At 30.1% G+C, this 20064-nt stretch carries 21 protein-coding genes; 6 read left to right on the forward strand and 15 right to left on the reverse strand.

Going from position 1 to position 20064, the window contains the following annotated elements:
- Positions 1-8: 8 nt before the first annotated feature.
- The 10 genes from NON08_RS07420 to NON08_RS07465 all read right to left on the reverse strand — a co-directional run bounded on the left by NON08_RS07420 (position 9) and on the right by NON08_RS07465 (position 10596).
- Positions 9-764 carry a tRNA1(Val) (adenine(37)-N6)-methyltransferase gene (locus NON08_RS07420; RefSeq protein WP_256690820.1) on the reverse strand — a complete coding sequence of 252 codons (756 nt, stop codon included), beginning with the start codon at positions 762-764 and terminating at the stop codon, positions 9-11.
- A 47-nt stretch (positions 765-811) separates the two neighbouring features.
- Entirely contained in the window at positions 812-1156 is a 345-nt protein-coding gene (locus NON08_RS07425; protein WP_256690821.1) for a DUF1667 domain-containing protein, read from the reverse strand.
- 2 nt (positions 1157-1158) lie between these two features.
- A complete protein-coding gene (locus tag NON08_RS07430; protein WP_256690822.1) occupies positions 1159-2412 on the reverse strand; it encodes an NAD(P)/FAD-dependent oxidoreductase in 1254 nt (417 codons plus the stop codon).
- Positions 2412-3839, reverse strand: a complete 1428-nt coding sequence (locus NON08_RS07435; RefSeq protein WP_256690823.1) for an NAD(P)/FAD-dependent oxidoreductase — start codon at positions 3837-3839, stop codon at positions 2412-2414. The genes NON08_RS07430 and NON08_RS07435 overlap by 1 nt, the downstream gene beginning before the upstream one ends.
- A 140-nt stretch (positions 3840-3979) precedes the next feature.
- The gene (glpK, locus tag NON08_RS07440) at positions 3980-5473 is read right to left on the reverse strand and encodes a glycerol kinase GlpK (protein WP_256690824.1); all 1494 of its coding nucleotides are present in this window, start codon (positions 5471-5473) and stop codon (positions 3980-3982) included.
- A gap of 27 nt (positions 5474-5500) precedes the next feature.
- On the reverse strand, positions 5501-6256 hold the full coding sequence (locus NON08_RS07445; protein WP_256690825.1) for an MIP/aquaporin family protein: 756 nt from the start codon (positions 6254-6256) through the stop codon (positions 5501-5503).
- Between the two features lie 108 nt (positions 6257-6364).
- A complete protein-coding gene (locus tag NON08_RS07450) occupies positions 6365-6931 on the reverse strand; it encodes a glycerol-3-phosphate responsive antiterminator (RefSeq protein ID WP_256690826.1) in 567 nt (188 codons plus the stop codon).
- A gap of 138 nt (positions 6932-7069) precedes the next feature.
- A complete protein-coding gene (locus NON08_RS07455; protein ID WP_256690827.1) occupies positions 7070-8926 on the reverse strand; it encodes a fructose-specific PTS transporter subunit EIIC in 1857 nt (618 codons plus the stop codon).
- Between the two features lie 15 nt (positions 8927-8941).
- On the reverse strand, positions 8942-9856 hold the full coding sequence (gene pfkB / locus NON08_RS07460; RefSeq protein ID WP_256690828.1) for a 1-phosphofructokinase: 915 nt from the start codon (positions 9854-9856) through the stop codon (positions 8942-8944).
- Positions 9853-10596 carry a DeoR/GlpR family DNA-binding transcription regulator gene (locus NON08_RS07465; RefSeq protein ID WP_256690829.1) on the reverse strand — a complete coding sequence of 248 codons (744 nt, stop codon included), beginning with the start codon at positions 10594-10596 and terminating at the stop codon, positions 9853-9855. The genes pfkB and NON08_RS07465 overlap by 4 nt, the downstream gene beginning before the upstream one ends.
- Positions 10597-10744: 148 nt before the next feature.
- Between NON08_RS07465 and NON08_RS07470 the strand changes: the two genes are divergently transcribed.
- A complete protein-coding gene (locus NON08_RS07470) occupies positions 10745-11353 on the forward strand; it encodes an NUDIX hydrolase (RefSeq protein ID WP_256690830.1) in 609 nt (202 codons plus the stop codon).
- A gap of 32 nt (positions 11354-11385) precedes the next feature.
- Here the strand turns inward: NON08_RS07470 and citG are convergent, their stop codons facing one another.
- Genes citG through NON08_RS07490 form a run of 4 tightly spaced genes read right to left on the reverse strand, consistent with a single transcriptional unit; the run spans position 11386 to position 14985 of the window.
- The gene (gene citG, locus NON08_RS07475) at positions 11386-12732 is read right to left on the reverse strand and encodes a triphosphoribosyl-dephospho-CoA synthase CitG (RefSeq protein ID WP_256690831.1); all 1347 of its coding nucleotides are present in this window, start codon (positions 12730-12732) and stop codon (positions 11386-11388) included.
- Positions 12733-12738: 6 nt separating this feature from the next.
- Positions 12739-13773, reverse strand: a complete 1035-nt coding sequence (citC, locus tag NON08_RS07480) for a [citrate (pro-3S)-lyase] ligase (RefSeq protein ID WP_256690832.1) — start codon at positions 13771-13773, stop codon at positions 12739-12741.
- The gene (locus NON08_RS07485) at positions 13770-14288 is read right to left on the reverse strand and encodes a hypothetical protein (RefSeq protein ID WP_256690833.1); all 519 of its coding nucleotides are present in this window, start codon (positions 14286-14288) and stop codon (positions 13770-13772) included. The genes citC and NON08_RS07485 overlap by 4 nt, the downstream gene beginning before the upstream one ends.
- Positions 14289-14313: 25 nt before the next feature.
- Positions 14314-14985, reverse strand: a complete 672-nt coding sequence (locus NON08_RS07490; RefSeq protein ID WP_256690834.1) for a chorismate mutase — start codon at positions 14983-14985, stop codon at positions 14314-14316.
- Positions 14986-15123: 138 nt separating this feature from the next.
- Here NON08_RS07490 and accD point away from each other — a divergent pair, with 138 nt between their 5' ends.
- The 5 genes from accD to recR are packed head-to-tail and all read left to right on the forward strand — an operon-like array spanning position 15124 to position 18925.
- Positions 15124-16008 (forward strand): acetyl-CoA carboxylase, carboxyltransferase subunit beta, encoded by an 885-nt coding sequence (gene accD, locus NON08_RS07495; protein WP_256690835.1) that lies wholly within the window; start codon positions 15124-15126, stop codon positions 16006-16008.
- A 26-nt stretch (positions 16009-16034) separates the two neighbouring features.
- Positions 16035-16979: an acetyl-CoA carboxylase carboxyltransferase subunit alpha gene (locus tag NON08_RS07500; protein WP_256690836.1), complete on the forward strand. Its 945-nt coding sequence runs from the start codon at positions 16035-16037 to the stop codon at positions 16977-16979.
- A gap of 39 nt (positions 16980-17018) precedes the next feature.
- A complete protein-coding gene (gene pfkA / locus NON08_RS07505) occupies positions 17019-17984 on the forward strand; it encodes a 6-phosphofructokinase (protein ID WP_256690837.1) in 966 nt (321 codons plus the stop codon).
- A gap of 14 nt (positions 17985-17998) precedes the next feature.
- Positions 17999-18319, forward strand: a complete 321-nt coding sequence (locus tag NON08_RS07510) for a DUF496 family protein (RefSeq protein ID WP_256690838.1) — start codon at positions 17999-18001, stop codon at positions 18317-18319.
- A gap of 12 nt (positions 18320-18331) precedes the next feature.
- Complete coding sequence (gene recR / locus NON08_RS07515) at positions 18332-18925, forward strand: recombination mediator RecR (protein WP_256690839.1); 594 nt, start codon at positions 18332-18334, stop codon at positions 18923-18925.
- Between the two features lie 24 nt (positions 18926-18949).
- Here the strand turns inward: recR and NON08_RS07520 are convergent, their stop codons facing one another.
- Positions 18950-20059: a pyridoxal-phosphate-dependent aminotransferase family protein gene (locus NON08_RS07520; protein WP_256690840.1), complete on the reverse strand. Its 1110-nt coding sequence runs from the start codon at positions 20057-20059 to the stop codon at positions 18950-18952.
- Between the last annotated feature and the right edge of the window lie 5 nt (positions 20060-20064).

Below are 20064 nucleotides of genomic sequence, written 5' to 3' on the forward strand. Positions count from 1 at the left end.
TTATGTTTCTAGTCTTTTTCTACTTCTAAATCCTGAAAAAGATCTAGAACTTTTTTAGAGTATTTCCCATCGCTATCATGAGAGATAAACGGAGGAAGAATAGTTAAGGAATTCTTACCGTTCCTAATACCTTCAATTAAAAGAATTTTAGCAGGTTTATCAACTTTTGAGTGACAAAATTGAACTTTTTTAGGTGTTATTCCATACTTTCTCATAGCATCAATAATCTCTAAAAATCTGTCCGGTCTATGAACCATTGCAAAATATCCTTTGTCTTTTAAAAGTTTAGAAGATACTTCAATAAGTTGTTCTAAATCAATTGTTATTTCATGACGAGCTAAAGTAAGTTGATCTAAATTATTCAGTTGATTTTCGTTTCCATGAAATTTAAAAAAAGGAGGATTAGTTATAACTATATCTTGAGAACCAAAGTCAAAATGCTCTTTCCAATTTTTCATATCATCGTGAATAATATTAATTTGTTCTTGTAGATTATTTAGTTCAACATTTCTTTTAGCTAGATCAGCAGAAATTTCTTGAATTTCAATTCCTGATATTTTTGCATTAGTTCTTTGTGAAAGAAAAAGAGGAATGGCCCCATTTCCTGTCCCTAAATCTAATATTTTTTTTGTACCTCTTGTTAAAGAGACAAAGTTAGATATTAAAAGAGAATCTAAAGAGAAATTAAAGTAATCAGGTCTTTGAATTATTTTTAAATTTTTATTTAATAAGTTATTTATAACTTCGTTTTTATTAAGTTTCATTATGTACCTCCAAAGTTATTATAACAAAAAAGATACAAAATTCAAGTCTAGATATCTCGAGTTAAAACAATATTAGCATCAGTACCTAAGATATTGTTTAAAACAACAGTTCCAATTTTTTGTGGTGATTGGATTTTAATATCTTTTAAAAGTTCCATACATTCAAAAATTAATTCTTTTGGGATAGGCTTATCAGTTTTTACAGGAACCATATGGTGAATTCCGCCGATTACTCTGACAATAGATGTAACTACTCTTTTAGGAGCAATAAGTTCTTCTCTACCATAAATAGCTCCTTTTGGACATGAATTACCAGTAACTTTATAATCATTTTCAATATCTATAGTTAAGTGACATCCCATAGGACATAAAATACAAATCATCTCTTTCATTACTATACCTCCTGTAGCTCTATAACAATATCTTTAGAAATTCTTTTTAATAATATCTCAGGAAGAAGAACTTTTTCCATTTCTCCTGGAGCTAAGTGAGCTCTTTTAAAGCTAGCTATAATATTATCTCCTTCTCTAATTACAATTTTTTTGTTTTTATATATATTATTTACCCTCATAAAAATTTCTAATTTATTTTGTAAATTATCTAAGTTAATAACTTGAGGTACAGTATAAACTATTCCACTACCATTTTTGATATTAGAAACATTCTCTAGTTTGCAATTTTCTGTAGCAATATAACATGCTGCAAATTTACCGGCCCTTTCACCTTCTTCACTAACAAAATCTACAAGGTCATGAACATGTACAACATTTCCACATGCAAAAACTCCTGGGATACTAGTTTCCATAGAGTTATTAACAATAGGTCCATTAGTTCTATTATCTAATATAACTCCAGCTTCTTTAGAAAGATCATTTTCTGGAATAAGTCCAACAGATAGAAGAAGAGTATCACATTCGTATTCAGTTTCAGTTCCAGGAATAGGTTTTCTATTTTCATCAACTTTAGCGACAACCACTTTTTCAAGTCTATCTTTTCCTTTAATATCTATAACAGTATGAGAAAGAAGTAAAGGAATGTTAAAGTCATCAAGACATTGAACAATATTTCTGTTTAAACCACCAGAGAAAGGCATTAATTCTACAACAGCTTCAACTTTAGCACCTTCTAAAGTCATTCTTCTAGCCATAATAAGTCCAATATCTCCACTACCAAGAATTAGAGCTTTTTTTCCAACCATATATCCTTCCATATTAATATATCTTTGAGCTGCACCAGCTGTAAATATTCCAGATGGTCTTTCTCCAGGGATAGCAATAGCTCCTCTGGTTCTTTCCCTACATCCCATAGCTAAAATAACTGATCCGGCTTCAATCTCTTGATATCCATCCACAGGATTAATCATAGAGATAACTCTATCTTTAGATATATTTAATACCATAGTTTCAAGCTTTATATCAATTGGATATTGTTTTACAAATTCAATATACTTTTGAGCATATTCTGGTCCAGTAAGTTCCTCTTTAAATCTATGAAGACCAAAACCATTATGAATACACTGTTGTAAAATTCCGCCAAGTTCTTTATCTCTTTCTAAAATAACAATATTTTTAGCTCCATTTTCATAAGCTGATTTAGCAGCAGCAAGGCCAGCAGGACCTCCACCTATAACAACAACATCATATCTCATTATTTCTTCAACTCCTCTATTAGAATGTAAGAATTAGCTTTATCTAAAATAACATCTTTAATATCTTCATTTAATTCTCTAGCAATAATTTCTTGAACTCTTGGTCCGCAGAAGCCTCCCTGACATCTACCTGATCCAGGTCTACATCTTCTCTTAACAGCATCCATAGTTGATGCTTTTACAGGTCTATGTATCGCTTCTACAATTTCACCTTCTGTAATCATCTCACATCTACAAATGATTCTACCAAATCTATTATCCTCTTTAATTTTTTTAGCTTTTTCTTCAGGAGAAAGATGCATGAAAAGTGTATGCTTTCTAGGAGAAATAAAATTCTCTTTTTTTGTAAGTTCAGCACCAGTTTCTTTCAATAAATCAATAGCCGCTAAAGTTATAGCAGGAGCGGCGGATAAACCAGGAGATTTGATTCCAGCGATATCAAAGAATCCTTTTATTGACGACTCTTCAACAATAAAATCTCCTCTATCTGATTCTGCTCTAATTCCAGCAAAAGTTCTAATGTTTTCTCTAAAATTTATATCCTTAATAGAATGGCTACCTTTAAATTTTATATACTCAAGTCTATCAGTAGCAGTTGACACATCGTATCTGTTATTAATATCTTGAGCATCAGGTCCAACTAATAAATTTCCGTGAACTGTTGGAGTAACAAGAATTCCTTTTCCAAGTTTAGATGGACATTGGAAAACTGTTTGATTAACTCTTTTTCCCTGATTTTTATCTAAAACAAAATATTCTCCTTTTCTAGGAAGTATTTTAAATGATTCAGGAGCAATCATTTTATGAATGATATCTGCATGAACTCCTGCACAATTAAAAACATATTTCCCGTGGAAAATACCTGTGTTTGTATGAACATCAAAAGTGTCTCCAATTTTTTCAATATTTTTAACTTCGGTATTTAAGAAAAGGTCAACACCATTTTCAACAGCATTATCTATAAGAGCTTCAGCAAATTCCCATGGAGAAACTATTCCAGCAGAAGAACAGTGTAGTGCAGCAATAGCTTTTTCATCAACATTAGGTTCAAGTTCTCTTAATTTTTTTTGATCAATAATAGCTAAGCCAGGTACTTTATTTATGATACCTCTATTATAAAGAACATTAAGGTGATCTTTTTCTTCATCATTAAAAGCTAATACAAGGGATCCGTTTCGCTTAAAAGGAACAGAAAGCTCATTACATAAATCTTCATATAAAGAGTTACCTAAAACGTTTAACTTAGCCATAAGAGATCCCTCTTTAGCATCGTATCCTCCGTGAACAATTGCACTGTTAGCTTTTGTAGTTTCGTTAGCTACATCAGTATCTTTTTCTAAAACAGCAACTTTTAATTTATATTTAGAAAGCTCTCTTGCGATACCAGTTCCAACAATACCAGCACCAATGATTAAAATATCATACATAAAATACCCTCCTAGTTTTTAATAGCAAAAAAGAGAGCAGAAAAAGGTGGTAATAAAATTACCAACACTTTTTTAGCTCTCTTCATCTCTAATGCTATATTTAATTTTTATCTAATTTAAATATACTACTTTTTTTCAAATTAGTCAAGCTCCCAATTTAAAGATCTTTCAACAGCTCTTTTCCATTTGCTATGTTTTAAGTCTCTGTCCTCTTCAGTCATAGTTGGAACAAATGTTTTTTCAAGACACCAGTTTTGTTTAATTTCATTTTTATCGTTCCAGAATCCAACTGCAAGTCCAGCAAGGTATGCTGCACCTAAAGCTGTTGTTTCAACAGTTGAAGGTCTATGAACCTCTTTACCAACTATATCTGATTGGAATTGCATTAAGAAATTATTTGCAGAAGCTCCACCATCAACTTTTAAAGCTTTTAGTTCAATTCCAGAATCTTCTTGCATAGCTTCTAAAACATCTCTAGTTTGATATGCAATAGACTCTAAAGTAGCTCTAATAATATGATTTTTATTAGCACCTCTAGTTAAACCAACAATAGCACCTCTAGCATACATATCCCAGTGAGGAGTTCCTAATCCAACAAAAGCTGGAACAAAATAAACGCCACCATTATCCTTAACTTTACTAGCAAAATATTCAGTGTCTTTAGAATCAGTAATTAGCTTTAATTCATCTCTTAACCATTGAACAGCGGCACCTGCAACAAAAATACTTCCTTCAAGAGCATACTCAACTTTTCCATCTAATCCAATAGCTATTGTAGTTAAAAGCCCATTTTTACTTTGGTACATTCTACTTCCTGTATTCATTAGCATAAAACAACCAGTTCCATAGGTATTTTTGGCTTCTCCTTTTTCAAAGCAGGCTTGTCCAAATAAAGCTGCTTGTTGATCTCCAGCAACCCCACAAATAGGAACCCTATGTCCACCTTTTCCACCAAGGTTAGCATACCCAAATGTTCCACTACAATCTTTAACTTCAGGAAGCATAGATTTAGGAATATTTAATTCTGTTAATAATTTTTCATCCCAACAAAGATCTTTAATATTATAAATCATAGTTCTAGAAGCATTAGTATAATCTGTTGCATGTGATTTACCATTTGTCAATTTCCAAATTAACCATGTATCAACAGTACCAAATAATAACTCTCCTCTTTCAGCTTGTTCTCTAGCACCTTCAACATTATCTAAAATCCATTTGATTTTAGTTCCTGAGAAGTATGCATCAACAACAAGACCAGTGTTGTCTCTGATATAATCAGCTAGTCCCTTAGCTTTTAAATCATCACATATATGGGCAGTTCTTCTACATTGCCATACAATTGCATTGTAAACAGGTTTTCCAGTTAGTTTATTCCAAACAATAGTAGTTTCTCTTTGATTTGTAATTCCAATACCAATAATATCATGTTGAGAAACTCCAGATTGCGCTATAGCCTCAGCTAAAACTCCACTTTGACTAGCCCAAATTTCCATAGGATCATGTTCAACCCATCCCTCTTTTGGATAGATTTGTCTAAATTCTTTTTGTGCACTTGCCACAATATTTTGTTGTTCATCAAAAATTATAGCTCTTGAGCTAGTTGTTCCTTGATCTAATGCGATTATATATTTCATAGAAAATCCTCCCTAGGTTATTATAATTTAATTGAAAAGAGCAGCGAAAGTAATAGCACCAATAATTCCACCAACTATAGGACCAGCAACAGGTACCCAAGCATATGACCAGTCAGAGTCACCCTTGTTTGTAATAGGTAAAATAGCGTGCATAATTCTAGGACCAAGGTCTCTAGCAGGATTAATAGCATAACCAGTAGGTCCACCTAAACTTAAACCTAAACTCCAAACATAGAATCCAGCAAGTAGAGGTCCTAAAATACCTGTAAACCCTCTTACCATATCTCCGTTTGGTAAAGTAGCAGTAAAAGCTTGGTTGTTAACATGACCAATAGCTAATAGTCCAAAAACAAGCATAAAAGTACCAATAGCTTCTGTTACAAAGTTCCATTTTAAATCTCTAATAGCAGGACCAGTAGAGAAAGAACCTAAGATAGCACCAGTATCAGTTGTTTCGTCATAATGTCTTTTGTAAGTAAGATATACAAAAATTTGTCCAAACATAGCACCTAAAATTTGGGCAATAACATAACCTAAAACAAGATTTCCTGGGAAAAGTCCAGCAACAGCAAATCCAATAGTTAAAGCTGGATTAAGATGAGCTCCACTAATCCATCCCACACAATAAGCTCCCGTCATAACAGCAAGTCCCCAAGCTGTAGTAATAACAATCCAACCAGAGCTGTTTCCTTTACTTTTGTTTAAAACCACGTTTGCAACAACACCGTTACCAAGTAAAACAAGAATTGCAGTACCAATAAACTCAGCTACAAAAACATTCATGATTATCCTCCCTTATTATTTTTTTTATATTAAAAAAAGCTATTCAAAAAAAGAGAATTCTAAGAAATCCTTTTTAATTGAATAGCTTCTCTAATATCTCTAGCTAAACTAATTTAAAATATTTAGTTTTGTTGTAGATATAGCTACAGCACCACTATTTAAGGCTATTTGAACATCCTCTTCGTCAGATATCAAGCCTCCAGCAATAATAGGAATAGAGCTTTCCTTTGAAATTTTTTCAATAATTTTAGGCATAACTCCAGGCAGAATTTCAATTGCATCAATATATGTTTCATTAAAAAGTTTTTCTGTTGTTGTTAAAGAAAGGGAATCGATTAAGAAACACCTAAGAATAACTAAAAATCCAATTTTATGAGCATATTTTGCAACTTGAGATTTTGTAGTTATAACTCCATCTGCAAAAGTATTATCTTTTAAATAGTCGATAGCAGAGTTATCTTTAGTATTTAACCCTTGTATCATATCAAGATGTATAAAGCAAAGTTTACCACTTGCTTTAATAAGGCGAGTAGTTTCTTCTATAGAACAGATATCGCTACTAAGAAGAAATATTATCTTTGAAGAGCTAAGAAGAGCTTTTTCCAAAGATTGTTGATCTTTCACAGCTAATATTTTGTTATTTTTGATTAAAATCTTTTCAAAATTTGGATTCATTTTGATCTCCTTTTTGTGTCTTATCAATATTAAGTATACTATATTAATTTTAAATGTCAAGTTAATTAACAGTTAATTTTTTAAATTTGACAAAAAAATAATAAAGGGGTTATAATAAACCCCTTTAAATTCAATATATTATAAATTTTTTGATGGTTTTGTAACACCAATTAAAACACAAGTAACAAGAGAACCTATAACAACAGATAATAGATACATCATTGGGTTAGTAATGATAGGTAAAACAAATAATCCACCATGAGGTGCTGGTAATTGACACTTAAATGCCATTGATAAACCTCCAGCTAAAGCAGAACCAATAACACAACTAGGAATAACTCTAATAGGATCAGCAGCAGCAAAAGGTATTGCTCCTTCAGTTATAAAAGAAGCTCCCATAATATAGTTAGTTAAACCAGCTTCTCTCTCTTCAGTAGAGAATTTGTGTTTAAAAAATGTAGTAGCTAAAGCAATTCCCAATGGAGGAGTCATTCCTCCAGCCATAACAGCAGCATGAGGATAGTAGTTTCCAGCAGCTATAGCAGCAATTCCAAAGGTAAATGCAGCTTTATTTATAGGACCTCCCATATCAATAGCCATCATTCCTCCAACAATCGCACCAAGCAATATTAAATTACCAGTTCCTAAAGAGTTTAAGAAATTAGTAATACTATTATTAACAGCAGCTACTGGAGATATAACAACACCATACATAAGAATACCAGTTATTAAAATTCCAAATAGTGGGTATAAAAGAACAGGTTTAATTCCTTCTAATTTTTCAGGTAATTTAGAAAATATTTTCTTTAAGAAAAGAACAACATACCCACCAAGGAATCCACCAACTAATCCACCAAGAAAACCTCCACCATTGTTAGCCGATATTAAACCACCGACCATAGCAGGTGCAAATCCAGGTCTATCAGCAATACTCATTCCTATGAATCCTGCAAGAACTGGAACCATTAAAAAGAAAGCATTTCCACCACCAATATCCATTAAAAGTTTAGCAATTGGACTAAAACTTGGATCACTTGGATCAGAAGCTTTTATACCAAAGATAAATGAGATTGCAATTAATATACCTCCACCAACAACAAAAGGTAACATATTTGAAACTCCACTCATCAGATGCTTATAAAATCCTTTTCTTTCACTAGCTCCTGAAGATGATTTCGTTTCATTATTAGAATATAAAGGTGCTTGTTGATCAATAGCTTTTTGGATTAATTCTTGTGGTCTTTTAATACCCTCTTTAACTCCAACAATGTCAACGTGCTTTCCATTAAATCTAGCCATATCAACATTTTTATCTGCTGCAACAATAATTCCTTTTGCATTTTTAATTTCTTCATCAGTAAGCTGGTTTTTAACACCAGTAGAACCATTAGTTTCAACTTTTATGTTAATTCCCATCTCTTTAGCTTTTTTATTTAAAGCTTCAGCGGCCATATAAGTGTGAGCAATCCCAGTAGGGCAAGCAGTTACAGCGAGCACATCGTATTGTTCATTGGCGTTTTTAGGCTGGACAAGCTCTTCTCCAATTTTATCTTCTTTTAAAAGTATGTCTAAAACTTCTTGCTCTGTTTTAACTTTTAAAAGTTGTTCTCTAATATCATCATCTAATAAAAGAGATGTAAGTTGAGATAATGTTTCGATATGTGAATCTGTGGCATCTGCAGGAGCGGCAATCATAAAGAATAATTTAGAAGGTTCTCCATCTAGAGAATCATAATCAATACCATCTTTTGAAAGGCCAAAAGCAACTGTTGGAATTTTAACGGAAGCAGATTTTCCGTGAGGGATAGCGATTCCTTCCTCTAAACCTGTAGAACTTTGTTCCTCTCTTCTTAAAATTGTTTTTCGAAATTCATCTTTATCATTAAGTCTTCCTGCACTATAAAGAAGATCAACAAGTTCATCAATAACTTCTATTTTATTTTTTGCATTTAAATTTAATTTAATACAACTTTTAACTAACATTTTGTCTAACATTCTATATCCTCCTAGTTATAATTTTAAAATTTTAATATCTTTTAGTAAATTTTTCATAGTATCAAAAGTTGCTAAACCTTTAGAAAAAGCTGTTGCACTTCCAGAAGCAATTCCAATTTTATAACATTCTTTTAAAGAAAAATTATTGTTAAGACCATAAATAAATCCTCCAATCATAGAATCTCCTGATCCATTAGAGCTTATAAGAGTTCCTTCAGGTACTCCACTTATAAAAATGTCATTATCTGCTATAAAGATAGAACCTTTAGATCCTAAAGATATTAAAACATTTTGAGCACCAAGAATTTGAAGCTTTTTTCCTGCTTCAATTAATTCTTCATTAGTTGAAAAATTAGCTTGGAAAAATTCATTAATTTCATCTTTATTTGGTTTTATTAAAAATACACCTTTTTTTAAAGCAATATCAAAAGGAAGCCCTCTAGTATCTAAAATAACTTTAACACCTTTGGGAATAATATCAATAATGTCAGCGTATATAGAAGATTTTATTGATGATGGAACACTTCCAGATAAAGCTAAAATATCATTTTCTTTAAGATTATTTTTTAAAAAATTAAATAATTCTTCTAAATTTTCATTTGAAATTGTAGGAGAAGTACCAGCAATTTCACTTTCAAGACCATTATTATTTATCTTAATATTTATACGAGTATCTTCATTGATATAGAAAAAATTAGTATTTAATCCTTCATTAGTTAAAGTAGTTTTTATAAACTCTCCTGTAAAACCACCTATAAATCCTAAACAAGTTGAAATTGTATCAAAATTTTTTAGGATTTTAGAAACATTGATTCCTTTACCACCAGGGAGTTTATACGTCTCTTTCGGAATGTTTAAATTTCCTTCAACAAATGAATCGAAGCTTAAAAAATAATCTAGAGCTGGATTTAAAGTTAATGTGTATATCATTTTGCTACCTCCACTTTTACTATATTTTGATATTCTTTAGAAAGCAACCGATCTGTAATTAAAGTTCCTTTATCTAAAGTTGAGAAAATAGTGAAACTACTTTTCCCAATTTTCGAGTGATCACAAAGAAAAAACGTATGCTCACTTTTATCTATGGCCTCACTTTTAACAAGAGCTTCTTCAAAATCAGGAGTACTATATCCATCTAAATTAAGAGCGTTTACTCCAATGAAGGCATATTGAAAATTAAAAGTTTTTAAATATTTTGCAGCAGAAAATCCCACAGTACAACTAGTTTTACTTTTGATTTTTCCACCAATTAAAAAACTCTCAATTTTATATTTTTCTAATTCGTCTATTAGATTTAAGCCATTTGTAACTACCTTTATATTAAGATTTTTTAAATATTTAATCATACAAAGAGTTGTTGTACCTGCATCAAGAAAGATGTATGAATCTTTTTTTATAAAGCTTACAGCATATTTTGCAATTTTTTCTTTTTCTTCTCTATTAAGATTTCTTCTGTATTGTATATTAAAATCCTTTATAGTATCGAAAGAGTTGTTTAAAATTGCTCCTCCATGAACTCTTGTAATAAGTTCTTTTTTTTCTAGAGAAGCTAAATCTCTTCGAGCAGTAGCTTCTGAGATATTTAAAAGTTCAACAATTTCTTGAAGTTTAACAACCTCTTTTTGTTTTAATAGTTCTAAAATAGAATTTTCTCGTTCTATATTTAACATAAAAATCACTTCCTTTATAAAAACTATATTATCACAGTATAAAATAAAAATCAATCAATTTCTTTCAAAGTCATTCAAAAGTAATCATGAAAAAATAGAAGGAATTTCATAAAATAAATATTATAATAAATAATAGGAGGGAGTTAAAATGAAAATAGATTTTACAGAAAAAATAATTGGAAAAGAAAGATATTTTAATTCAGCAGTAATAGCTTTAGTTGTTGAAAAAAATAAGGAAAAATATTTTTTATTTGAAAAGCGAGCTAGTAATGTTAGGCAGGGAGGAGATATTTCTTTTCCAGGAGGAAAAATAGAGGAAAATGAAACAAGTTTAGAAGCGGCTTTAAGAGAATGCGAAGAAGAGATTGGAATAAAAAAAATAACTGTGATGGGAAAAGTGGGAACACTTGTAATACCATCAGGCATAATGGTAGAAGCTTTTTTAGGAGTTATAGATGAAGAGGAACTTAAGAATTTAAAGTTGAATAAAAATGAAGTAGAAGAAAGTTTTTTAGTTCCAGTTGAATTTTTTAAAATAAATAAACCCAGAATTGAAAAATTAGAAGTAGAAACAAAACCATACTATTATGAAAATGGCATAAAATATAGTTTCCCTGCAGCAGAATTAAATTTACCTAAAATGTATCATTCGCCTTGGAAAAGTTCTCCAAGAGAAGTTTTTTTGTATATATATGAAAACAAAGTTATTTGGGGATTAACAGCTGAAATCATAAAAGAAACGATAAAATATTTATAAAAAAGAGGCTATAAACAGCCTCTTTAAATTTACTAAAAATATTTTTTAATAAATGCTAAAAACATAGTTATTGCAAGAAGATCAGCAGCTCCACCGGGACTAATTCTTTTACTTATGAAGCTATCCTCAATCTCTTTTAAAAGAATTAAATCTAAAAAATTATTATCAAATTTTAAATGAAGTTCATTAGCTTTATTTCTAACAAAATTTAAAACATCAATATCATGTCTATGTAAGATTGTAGTATCTTCAAGATTACTCATTAAAAATACAAGAGTTCTAATCATAGCATGGTTAATATGCTCCTGCTTTTCAATAGAATTTTGAAAAATGGCGATAGCATTATTAAAAATAAGATCTAAGCCATTTTTAACAATTCCTCTTACACCGACAACTCCATATTTTATATAAAGTTTTTCTCCGTGAGTAAGGTTTGTTTTTTGGTGAATATTATCGAAATCTTTTAAAATATCTTTACACATCTTTTTAATTAAGAAAGAGATATCATTAAAAGGAAGATTTTCAAATTTAGCTTTAGCTGCTAATGCAGCAGTAATACCCATTAAAAAAATCATTCCCTTATGTGTATTTACATTATTAGTGGCAAGAAACATGTCTCGCTCTGCTAATTTTCCCATATATCTTATTTTTTTAAAAATCAAATCTACTGATAAAGAAGAATACCCAGCTCCAACAACTTGTTTAAAATAAGTAGATAAAGAAAAACTACTATCAACAAATGTAAAAAAATCCATATCTTCATGTGAACCTTTGGTGTGCGGTGAGACTAAACCAAAAGATGGGGAAGCAGAAACTTCTAGAATAAGAGATTTTAAAGCTAAATTTGAAAAAGAATCAATTATTGAATCTTTTCTTCTCTTTATATCTAAATACTTTTCTAATTTTTTTTCGATTGCTTCTTGTACTTCTTTTTGTGTATGAGTTCTATTTCTTCCACAAATAAAAGCCATCTCTTCACAAAGAAGACACTGTCTTTTTTCTCCTCCAAAATCTTTTCTAGAAAATGCATATCCATCTTTATCGAATACATCGATATCGACACATCTACCTAAAATATGAGATTCTTCAATTTCCATAGCTATTTTTTTAATATTCTTTCCAATAGATTTAATAGAGTAAATATAGGTTGGACCCTCTATTGATTCTAGTTTTTTTATAAAGATAATTTGTGAATTAAAAATTTGTGAAATCTCTTCTTTAATAATTTCTATTATATATTTGGGAACAAAAGCATTCTTATCTTCTCCGGGGTAATTGGCCCTAAGAACTAAAATTGGGTTGTTATATTTTTTAATAATATAGTTTTGAATATCAACTCTTTTTTCTCTCATTAATAAAAATTCTTCTAAGTTAAACATCTATAATTAGTGAACAGAGTTAGAATTTTTTATTCTCTCTGTAATCTCCTTTCCTTTTTCTGAAGTTAAATATTCGAAAGTACAATTTGGAACTAAATTTCTAACTTCATCTAATTTATCGGCTTTTAAAAGAGCTCTAACTTGTGAAGCACTAATAGCACAATGTCCCATCTCTTTTCTAGGGATTATTACAACTTTTAAGTTGAAATTTTTAAATGTGTCTATCATAGTTTCGTTATATTTTTTAGTAACATCGCAATAAGGTTCTTCACCAACAAATCTAGTTGAAATACCAAGTTTTTTACAAAAATGTTCTGCAGTAATTTTAGTATCTAATTTCATAAACTCAATTAGTGAATCGTCTTCTTTTCTAAGGAAATAGTTAGGAAAAGTAGCAGAAGAAATAACATATTCTGTACTTGGTAAAACAGTTACATTTTTCAAATGCTTTGTTCCCTCTTTTACTAATTCAATTCTATCTGAAAATGGAAACGAAGATTTATCTTCTTCAACAACTAGAACAAGAACATTATCCATTTCTTTAGCTGCAGTTTCAATTAAAAATTGGTGACCTAAAGTAAAAGGATTACAGTTCATTATAAGTAGTCCGTTGTTGGTATTATTAGACCAATTTAATTGGTTTTTAATTTTATCAATAGTTTTATCAATTGAGTTCATTCCAATTTCTAGAAGCGCAACTTTATCAGTTTTTGAGATTGGTTTAAATCCAACACCTTTAAAAATATCTTCATTAGAAGGTTTGGTAAAAACAAAAGTGTGGAAAATTCCTTGATCAAAAGATTTGTTAAGAAGCGTTGTTACAAGAGTATTAGTAACTCCTTCTCCTCTTAAAGAATCGTCAATAGCAAAGCATTTTATAATATTTTTACTTTTAGAAGCTGTAGCAACAATTTCTTCATCTTTTCTAATAACTAAGGAATAATCAATTGTTTCATCAAAGTTAAGATCAAATTTTTTTAAAAAGTTTTTTAATTCGTTTTTTTGATAATTACTATTTAAATTTAGTGTTTCTATATTCATTGTGTTTGAGTTACCCCCTCTTTAATAAGCTGAAATTTACTAGTTATATCATCGATATATTGAACGAATATATTTTGGGATTCAGCTAAAATCTCATTTTTAGAGATGCTATAAACTACATAAACTTTATTATTTTCCATCCAATTATCTTTTTCTATAGATTTTTGAACAAGCTGAGTTGCGGTATAATCCATTAAATCAGATAAAGCAGGAGAAAGAATTTTTTTAGTATAAGGATCAGCTGAAACTAAAAATGACTTGAAAATGATATCTTCTTCAGATAAAATTTTAGATTTTAATTTTTCTTTTGCTTCTCGAGTAGCTTTACCATTTGCAACTAAAGTACCGCTACTGCCAATTTTAGAAGACCCAATTCCTATTACTTCATTTTCAGAATCCACAGATGTCGTCATTCTTTCACTTTTTTCAGAACTTTCCATAGGATTAGGAATTGAAAGGTTATTACACCCTATTAATAAAAAGCTAAAAAATATACCAATAAGTTTTTTTAACATTGTAACTCCCCCCTTATAAATTTAGTTATATATTAGGAATAAAACCTATAATATTGATATCTAAATTTTTTAATTTTTCAGTTTGCTTTCTTGAAAGAAAATTTATAAAAAGATTATTTTCTATTTTTATATGATCTTCTGAAAGTATGTCTTTATAAAGAAAAACAATAATATCGTCGTAATTTAATATTTCGTTTTTATAAAATGAAAAAAGATACAGAGTTTCTTCTTCAACATCTATTTTATTTATAATATACCAATTATTTTTTAAAAGAAAATCTATCATTTCTTTAGAAAATTTAAGAAGTATATAATGGATTGAAGATAAATCTATTTCATTTAAAGTATTAAAAAAAATAGGATTTACATACTCTCCAAAAATTTTTTTAACCCCAAGTAGAGAAAAGATATCTCTATTTATTCCAACATTTAGAGTATCTTCTAATTTTCTACAAACTGATATGATCTCTGTGTAAAAACTTTGAATTTCTTTCGATGAAAGATTAGAACAAGAACTTAATTTTTTATATATAGCAACTTCTCTTTCTGGAACATATATTCTAGTTTTAGATTTAGATTTAGTTAAACCAACTTGATGAACAATATCCATTCTTTTTAAAATTAAGTCTATAATTTTTTTATCAATAGCATCAATTTCATCTCTTAATTTATTAATATCACCTGTAATTTTAATCACCCATTTCATGAACATTATCAATACATATTCTATAATATAAAGGTGTCAAAATCAAATAAATATTGAAATATAGTGAAAAATCTTATAGAATGAGATATTGAAATATTTAAAAATAAATAAAGTTTCAGGAGGAAAATTATGAAGTTTTTTTCTTTGAATAAAAAGAAGTATGCGACTTTAACTGTTAAAGAAAATAAATCAGAAAATAAAAAAGTTGAAGAAAAAGAAGAAAAAATAATAAAGAAAACTAAAATAACAGGCCTTTGGGAAAAATGCCCTGAATGCCATGAGATTGTTTATAAAAATGATATCGAACAGAATTTACAAAAATGTCCGCATTGCGATTATTACTTTTCAATGAGTGCAAAAGAGAGAATATCTCTTTTAATAGACGAAGGAACATTTCAAGAGATGGATAAGAATTTAGTTTCAGAAAATCCATTAGATTTTCCAGGGTATACGGAGAAATACGAAGCTGCAGTTGAAAAAACAGGGATGCTAGAAGGAGTAGTAGCAGGAATTGGAGATATTTTTGGAATAAAAGTAAGTATAGCTGTTATGGATTTTGAGTTTTTAGGTGGAAGTATGGGATCAGTAGTAGGAGAAAAAATAACAAGAGCTATAGAAAGAGGAATAAAATTTAGAATACCTGTAGTAATTGTAGCTTCTTCGGGTGGAGCTAGAATGCATGAAGGGATTTTGTCGCTTATGCAAATGGCTAAAACATCAGCAGCTTTAGAAAAATTAAGAGAAGCAGGTTTGCCATTTATATCAATACCAGTTAATCCAACAACGGGAGGAGTAACAGCTTCTTTTGCTATGTTAGGAGATATAATAATGACAGAACCAGATGCTTTAATTGGTTTTGCTGGACAAAGGGTAATTGAGCAAACAATAAAACAAAAATTACCGAATGGATTCCAAAGAAGCGAATTTTTACAAGAGTGTGGAATGGTAGATGTAATAACAAAAAGAGAGGATATGAAGAGAACTCTTCATAAAGTTTTAGATAATATCATCTAGAAAGAGTTTAGTTATAGGAGAGTGTCATGAAATTTAATAGTGAAATTTTAGATTTAGAAACTAAAATAGTAGAGCTTAAGAATTTTTCAAAAGAAAAAAATATAGATTTAAGTTTAGAAATAGAAAAACTTTCAAAACAAAGAGATGAGTATTTAAAGGCAGCCTATGAAAATTTAAATGATTGGGATAGAGTTTCAATAGCAAGACATCCAGAAAGACCATATACTTTAGATTATATAAAGCATATGACAACTGATTTTATTGAATTACATGGAGATAGACTATGTAAGGATGATGCAGCTGTGGTAGGTGGTTTATGTAAGGTTGATGGAAAGAAAGTGATGATTGTTGGACATCAAAAAGGAAGAACAATAGAAGAGAATATTTTTAGAAATTTTGGAATGGCTAGTCCAGAAGGTTATAGAAAAGCATTGAGATTATTTAAGATGGCTGAAAGGTTTTCTATACCAATTGTTAATCTTATAGATACAGCTGGAGCCTACCCAGGAATTGAAGCGGAAAAGCATGGTCAAGGAGAAGCTATAGCTAGAAATTTATTAGAGATGGCTGGAATAAAAGTACCTATAATTTCTGTAGTTATAGGAGAAGGTGGATCAGGTGGAGCATTAGCATTAGGAGTAGCTGATAAAGTTTATATGTTAGAAAATTCTGTTTACTCAGTTATTTCTCCAGAGGGATGTGCAGCAATTTTATATAAAGATTCATCAAAAGCCCCAGAAGCAGCAAACAACTTAAAAATATCAGGTCCAAGTTTACAAAGTTTAGGTATAATTGACGGGATAATTAAAGAACCTTTAGGAGGAGCTCATAGAGATTATAAGTGTGCAGCAAATGACCTAAAAAGTGTTATTTTATCATCACTTTTAGAGTTATCTAAATTAGATGTGGATACTTTACTAAAAAATAGATATAATAAGTTTAGAAAAATGGGAAGTTTTACAGAGAACTAAATCTAAATTTTAATAGAAAGTGTCGGAGGTGTTAAGCTTATGAAAAAAATAGCAGTTTTAACAAGTGGAGGAGACGCTCCAGGAATGAACGCTGCAGTAAGAGCAGTAGCTAAAGTAGCCTTAGCAAAAGGAATGGAAGTATATGGAATAAGAAGAGGATATTTAGGAATGGTTCATGATGAAATATTTCAAATGAATGGAAGTCATGTATCTGGAATTATTGATAGAGGTGGAACAGTTCTTTTAACTGCAAGATGTTTAGAATTTAAAGATCCTAAATTTAGAGCAATAGCAGCTGAAAATTTAAAGAAAAGAGGAATTGAAGGTATTGTTGTTGTAGGAGGAGATGGATCTTATAGAGGTGCAGATCTATTATCAAAAGAGCATGGATTTAAAGTTGTAGGTTTACCTGGAACTATAGATAATGATATAATAGGGACAGATTATACAATTGGTTTTGATACTTGTTTAAACACAATATTAGATGCTATGTCAAAATTAAGAGATACAGCAACTTCTCATGAGAGAACAATTTTAATGGAAGTTATGGGAAGACACGCTGGAGATTTAGCTCTTCATGCTACATTAGCAGGTGGAGGAGACGGAGTTTTAATACCTGAAATTGATGAACCTATTGAGATGCTAGCTTATCAAATAAAAGAAAGAAGAAGACAAGGGAAGTTACATGATATTGTTCTTGTAGCAGAAGGTGTTGGAAGTGTTTTTGAAATTGAAAAGCAATTAAAGGAAAAAGTAACAACAGAAGTAAGAAGTGTAGTTTTAGCTCACGTTCAAAGAGGTGGAACTCCATCTGGATTTGATAGAGTTTTAGCAACAAAAATGGGAGCAAAAGCAGTTGAGCTTCTTGAAGCAGGAGAAGGTGGAGTTATGGTAGGAATTGAAAGTAATGAATTAGTAACTCATCCAATTTCGTTTGCTTGGGAAGGTAAAAGAAAATATGATATTAGAAAAGATTATGAATTAGCATTAACACTTTGTAAATAGGAGCTGATGAGAATATGATTACAGTTTTAGACGTTGTTAGAAAAGAAAGAAGAAAAAATAAGATTAAAAGAGAAATTGAAGATAACGATAGAAAAATAAGAGACAACAGAAAAAGAGTTGATCTTCTAACAAACTTAAAGGAGTATCTAAAGCCTGGAATGACTTATGCTGAGATTATTGATATAATTGAAAATATGAAAGGTGACTATGAGGATAGAGTTGATGACTATATAATCAAAAATGCTGAGTTAGGAAAAGAAAGAAGAGAAATTTCTAAAAGCATAAAAGAGATTACAAGAACATTAGCTCAAAAAGCTCCAATAGAAAAAAAGTAATAAGGAGTTTAAATGGCAACTAAGTCATTAGAGATATTGATAGATGAATTTAATAGATTACCTGGAATTGGAAGAAAAAGTGCAGTGAGATTGGCATTTCATGTTTTAGAGATGTCAGATCAAGAAGTTGAAAGATTTTCAAAAGCTTTGAAAGATGTAAAGGAAACTGTAAAAAAATGTTCAATTTGTGGTAATTTTAGTGAAGATGACATATGTGATATATGTAGAGATGAATTTAGAGATAAGAATATTATCTGTGTTGTAGAGGATAGTAGAGATATAATTCCTTTAGAAAAAACAAAGAGATATAAAGGAAGTTATCATGTTTTAAATGGTAAGATAGATCCATTAAATGGTATGACTCCAGATAAACTAAATTTAAAATCATTGTTAGAAAGAGTGGCAAAAGAGAATATAAAGGAAGTTATTCTTGCTTTAAATCCAGATTTAGAGGGAGAGACAACAGCTTTATATTTGACAAAACTTTTAAAGACATTTGATGTAAAAGTAACAAAAATAGCTAGTGGAATTCCAATGGGTGGAAATATAGAATTTGCAGATGTGGCAACTATATCAAGAGCTTTAGATGGAAGACAAGAGATATAAAAAAGTCGGGATATCCCGACTTTTTTATTTTAAATCTATGATAGCTTTTTCAAGACAATCAAGAGTAAATCTAACTCTGTCTTCACGAGCATTTTCACCCATATGTCCAATTCTAATAACTTTTCCAGCTAAAGGACCATAAGATCCTGAAAGTAAAATATTATATTTAGTTCTTAAATGAACTAATAGATCTTCTGCTCTAATACCATCAGGAGGGTAGAAAGCAGTAACAGTAGGAGAAAAATTAGATTCTAAAAATAATTTACAACCTAGTTCTTTCAATCTTTCAATACAAAGATCTCTCATTTCTTCGTGTCTATCAAAGACTCTGAATAGGGTTTCAGATAACAGATTATCAATAGCAGTTCCTAAACTGATTATATCACTAGCAGGCATAGTATATGGAAAAGATCTTTTTTCTTCAATATTTTTCCAATGTAACAGATTACAATAAAAAGATGGAATAGGAGTTGCTCTATTCTCCATTACTTTCCAAGCATCGTTACTAACTGCTACAATTGTTAAACCAGGAGCAGCAGAAAAAACTTTTTGTGAAGCTGAAAGCATTATATCTACACCCCATTCATCCATTCTGAAGTCTACTCCACCAAGTGCTGCTACAGTATCAACAACAGTTAAAATACCTTTTGATTTTAATAGTTGACATATAGGGCCAATATCATTTAATAAACCACTAGGTGTATCGCAATGGATAATAGTTGCATATTTAAAATTTGAATCTTTTTCTAAAAATAACTTTAAGCTATCTAAATCAATTGATTTTTTCCAGCTAGATTCGAATAAAGTAACTTTTCCTCCGTAAGGCTCAATAAGTTCTTTAAATCCTTCTCCAAAGAAACCATTAGAGATAACTAAAACTTTGTCATCTTTTTCAGTAAGAGAGGCACACGCTGCATCTAGCCCAAGCATTCCTTCTCCACTCATTATAAGAATTTTAGAGTGATCTGATCCAATAAAATTTCTAAGCCTATGACAAACAAATTTGTAATAACTTAAGAAGTCAGGATCCAGATCTGGATTTCCGAATACCTTGCTTCTAGCGTGTAGGGTGTTACCAGAAACAGTTGTAGGTCCAGCAGTCATCATTAAGTAGTTAGGTCTGTAAAATAACATTTTAA

Origin of the sequence: Cetobacterium sp. NK01 (assembly GCF_024506395.1) — a bacterium.
Taxonomy (GTDB): Bacteria; Fusobacteriota; Fusobacteriia; order Fusobacteriales; family Fusobacteriaceae; genus Cetobacterium_A; species Cetobacterium_A somerae_A.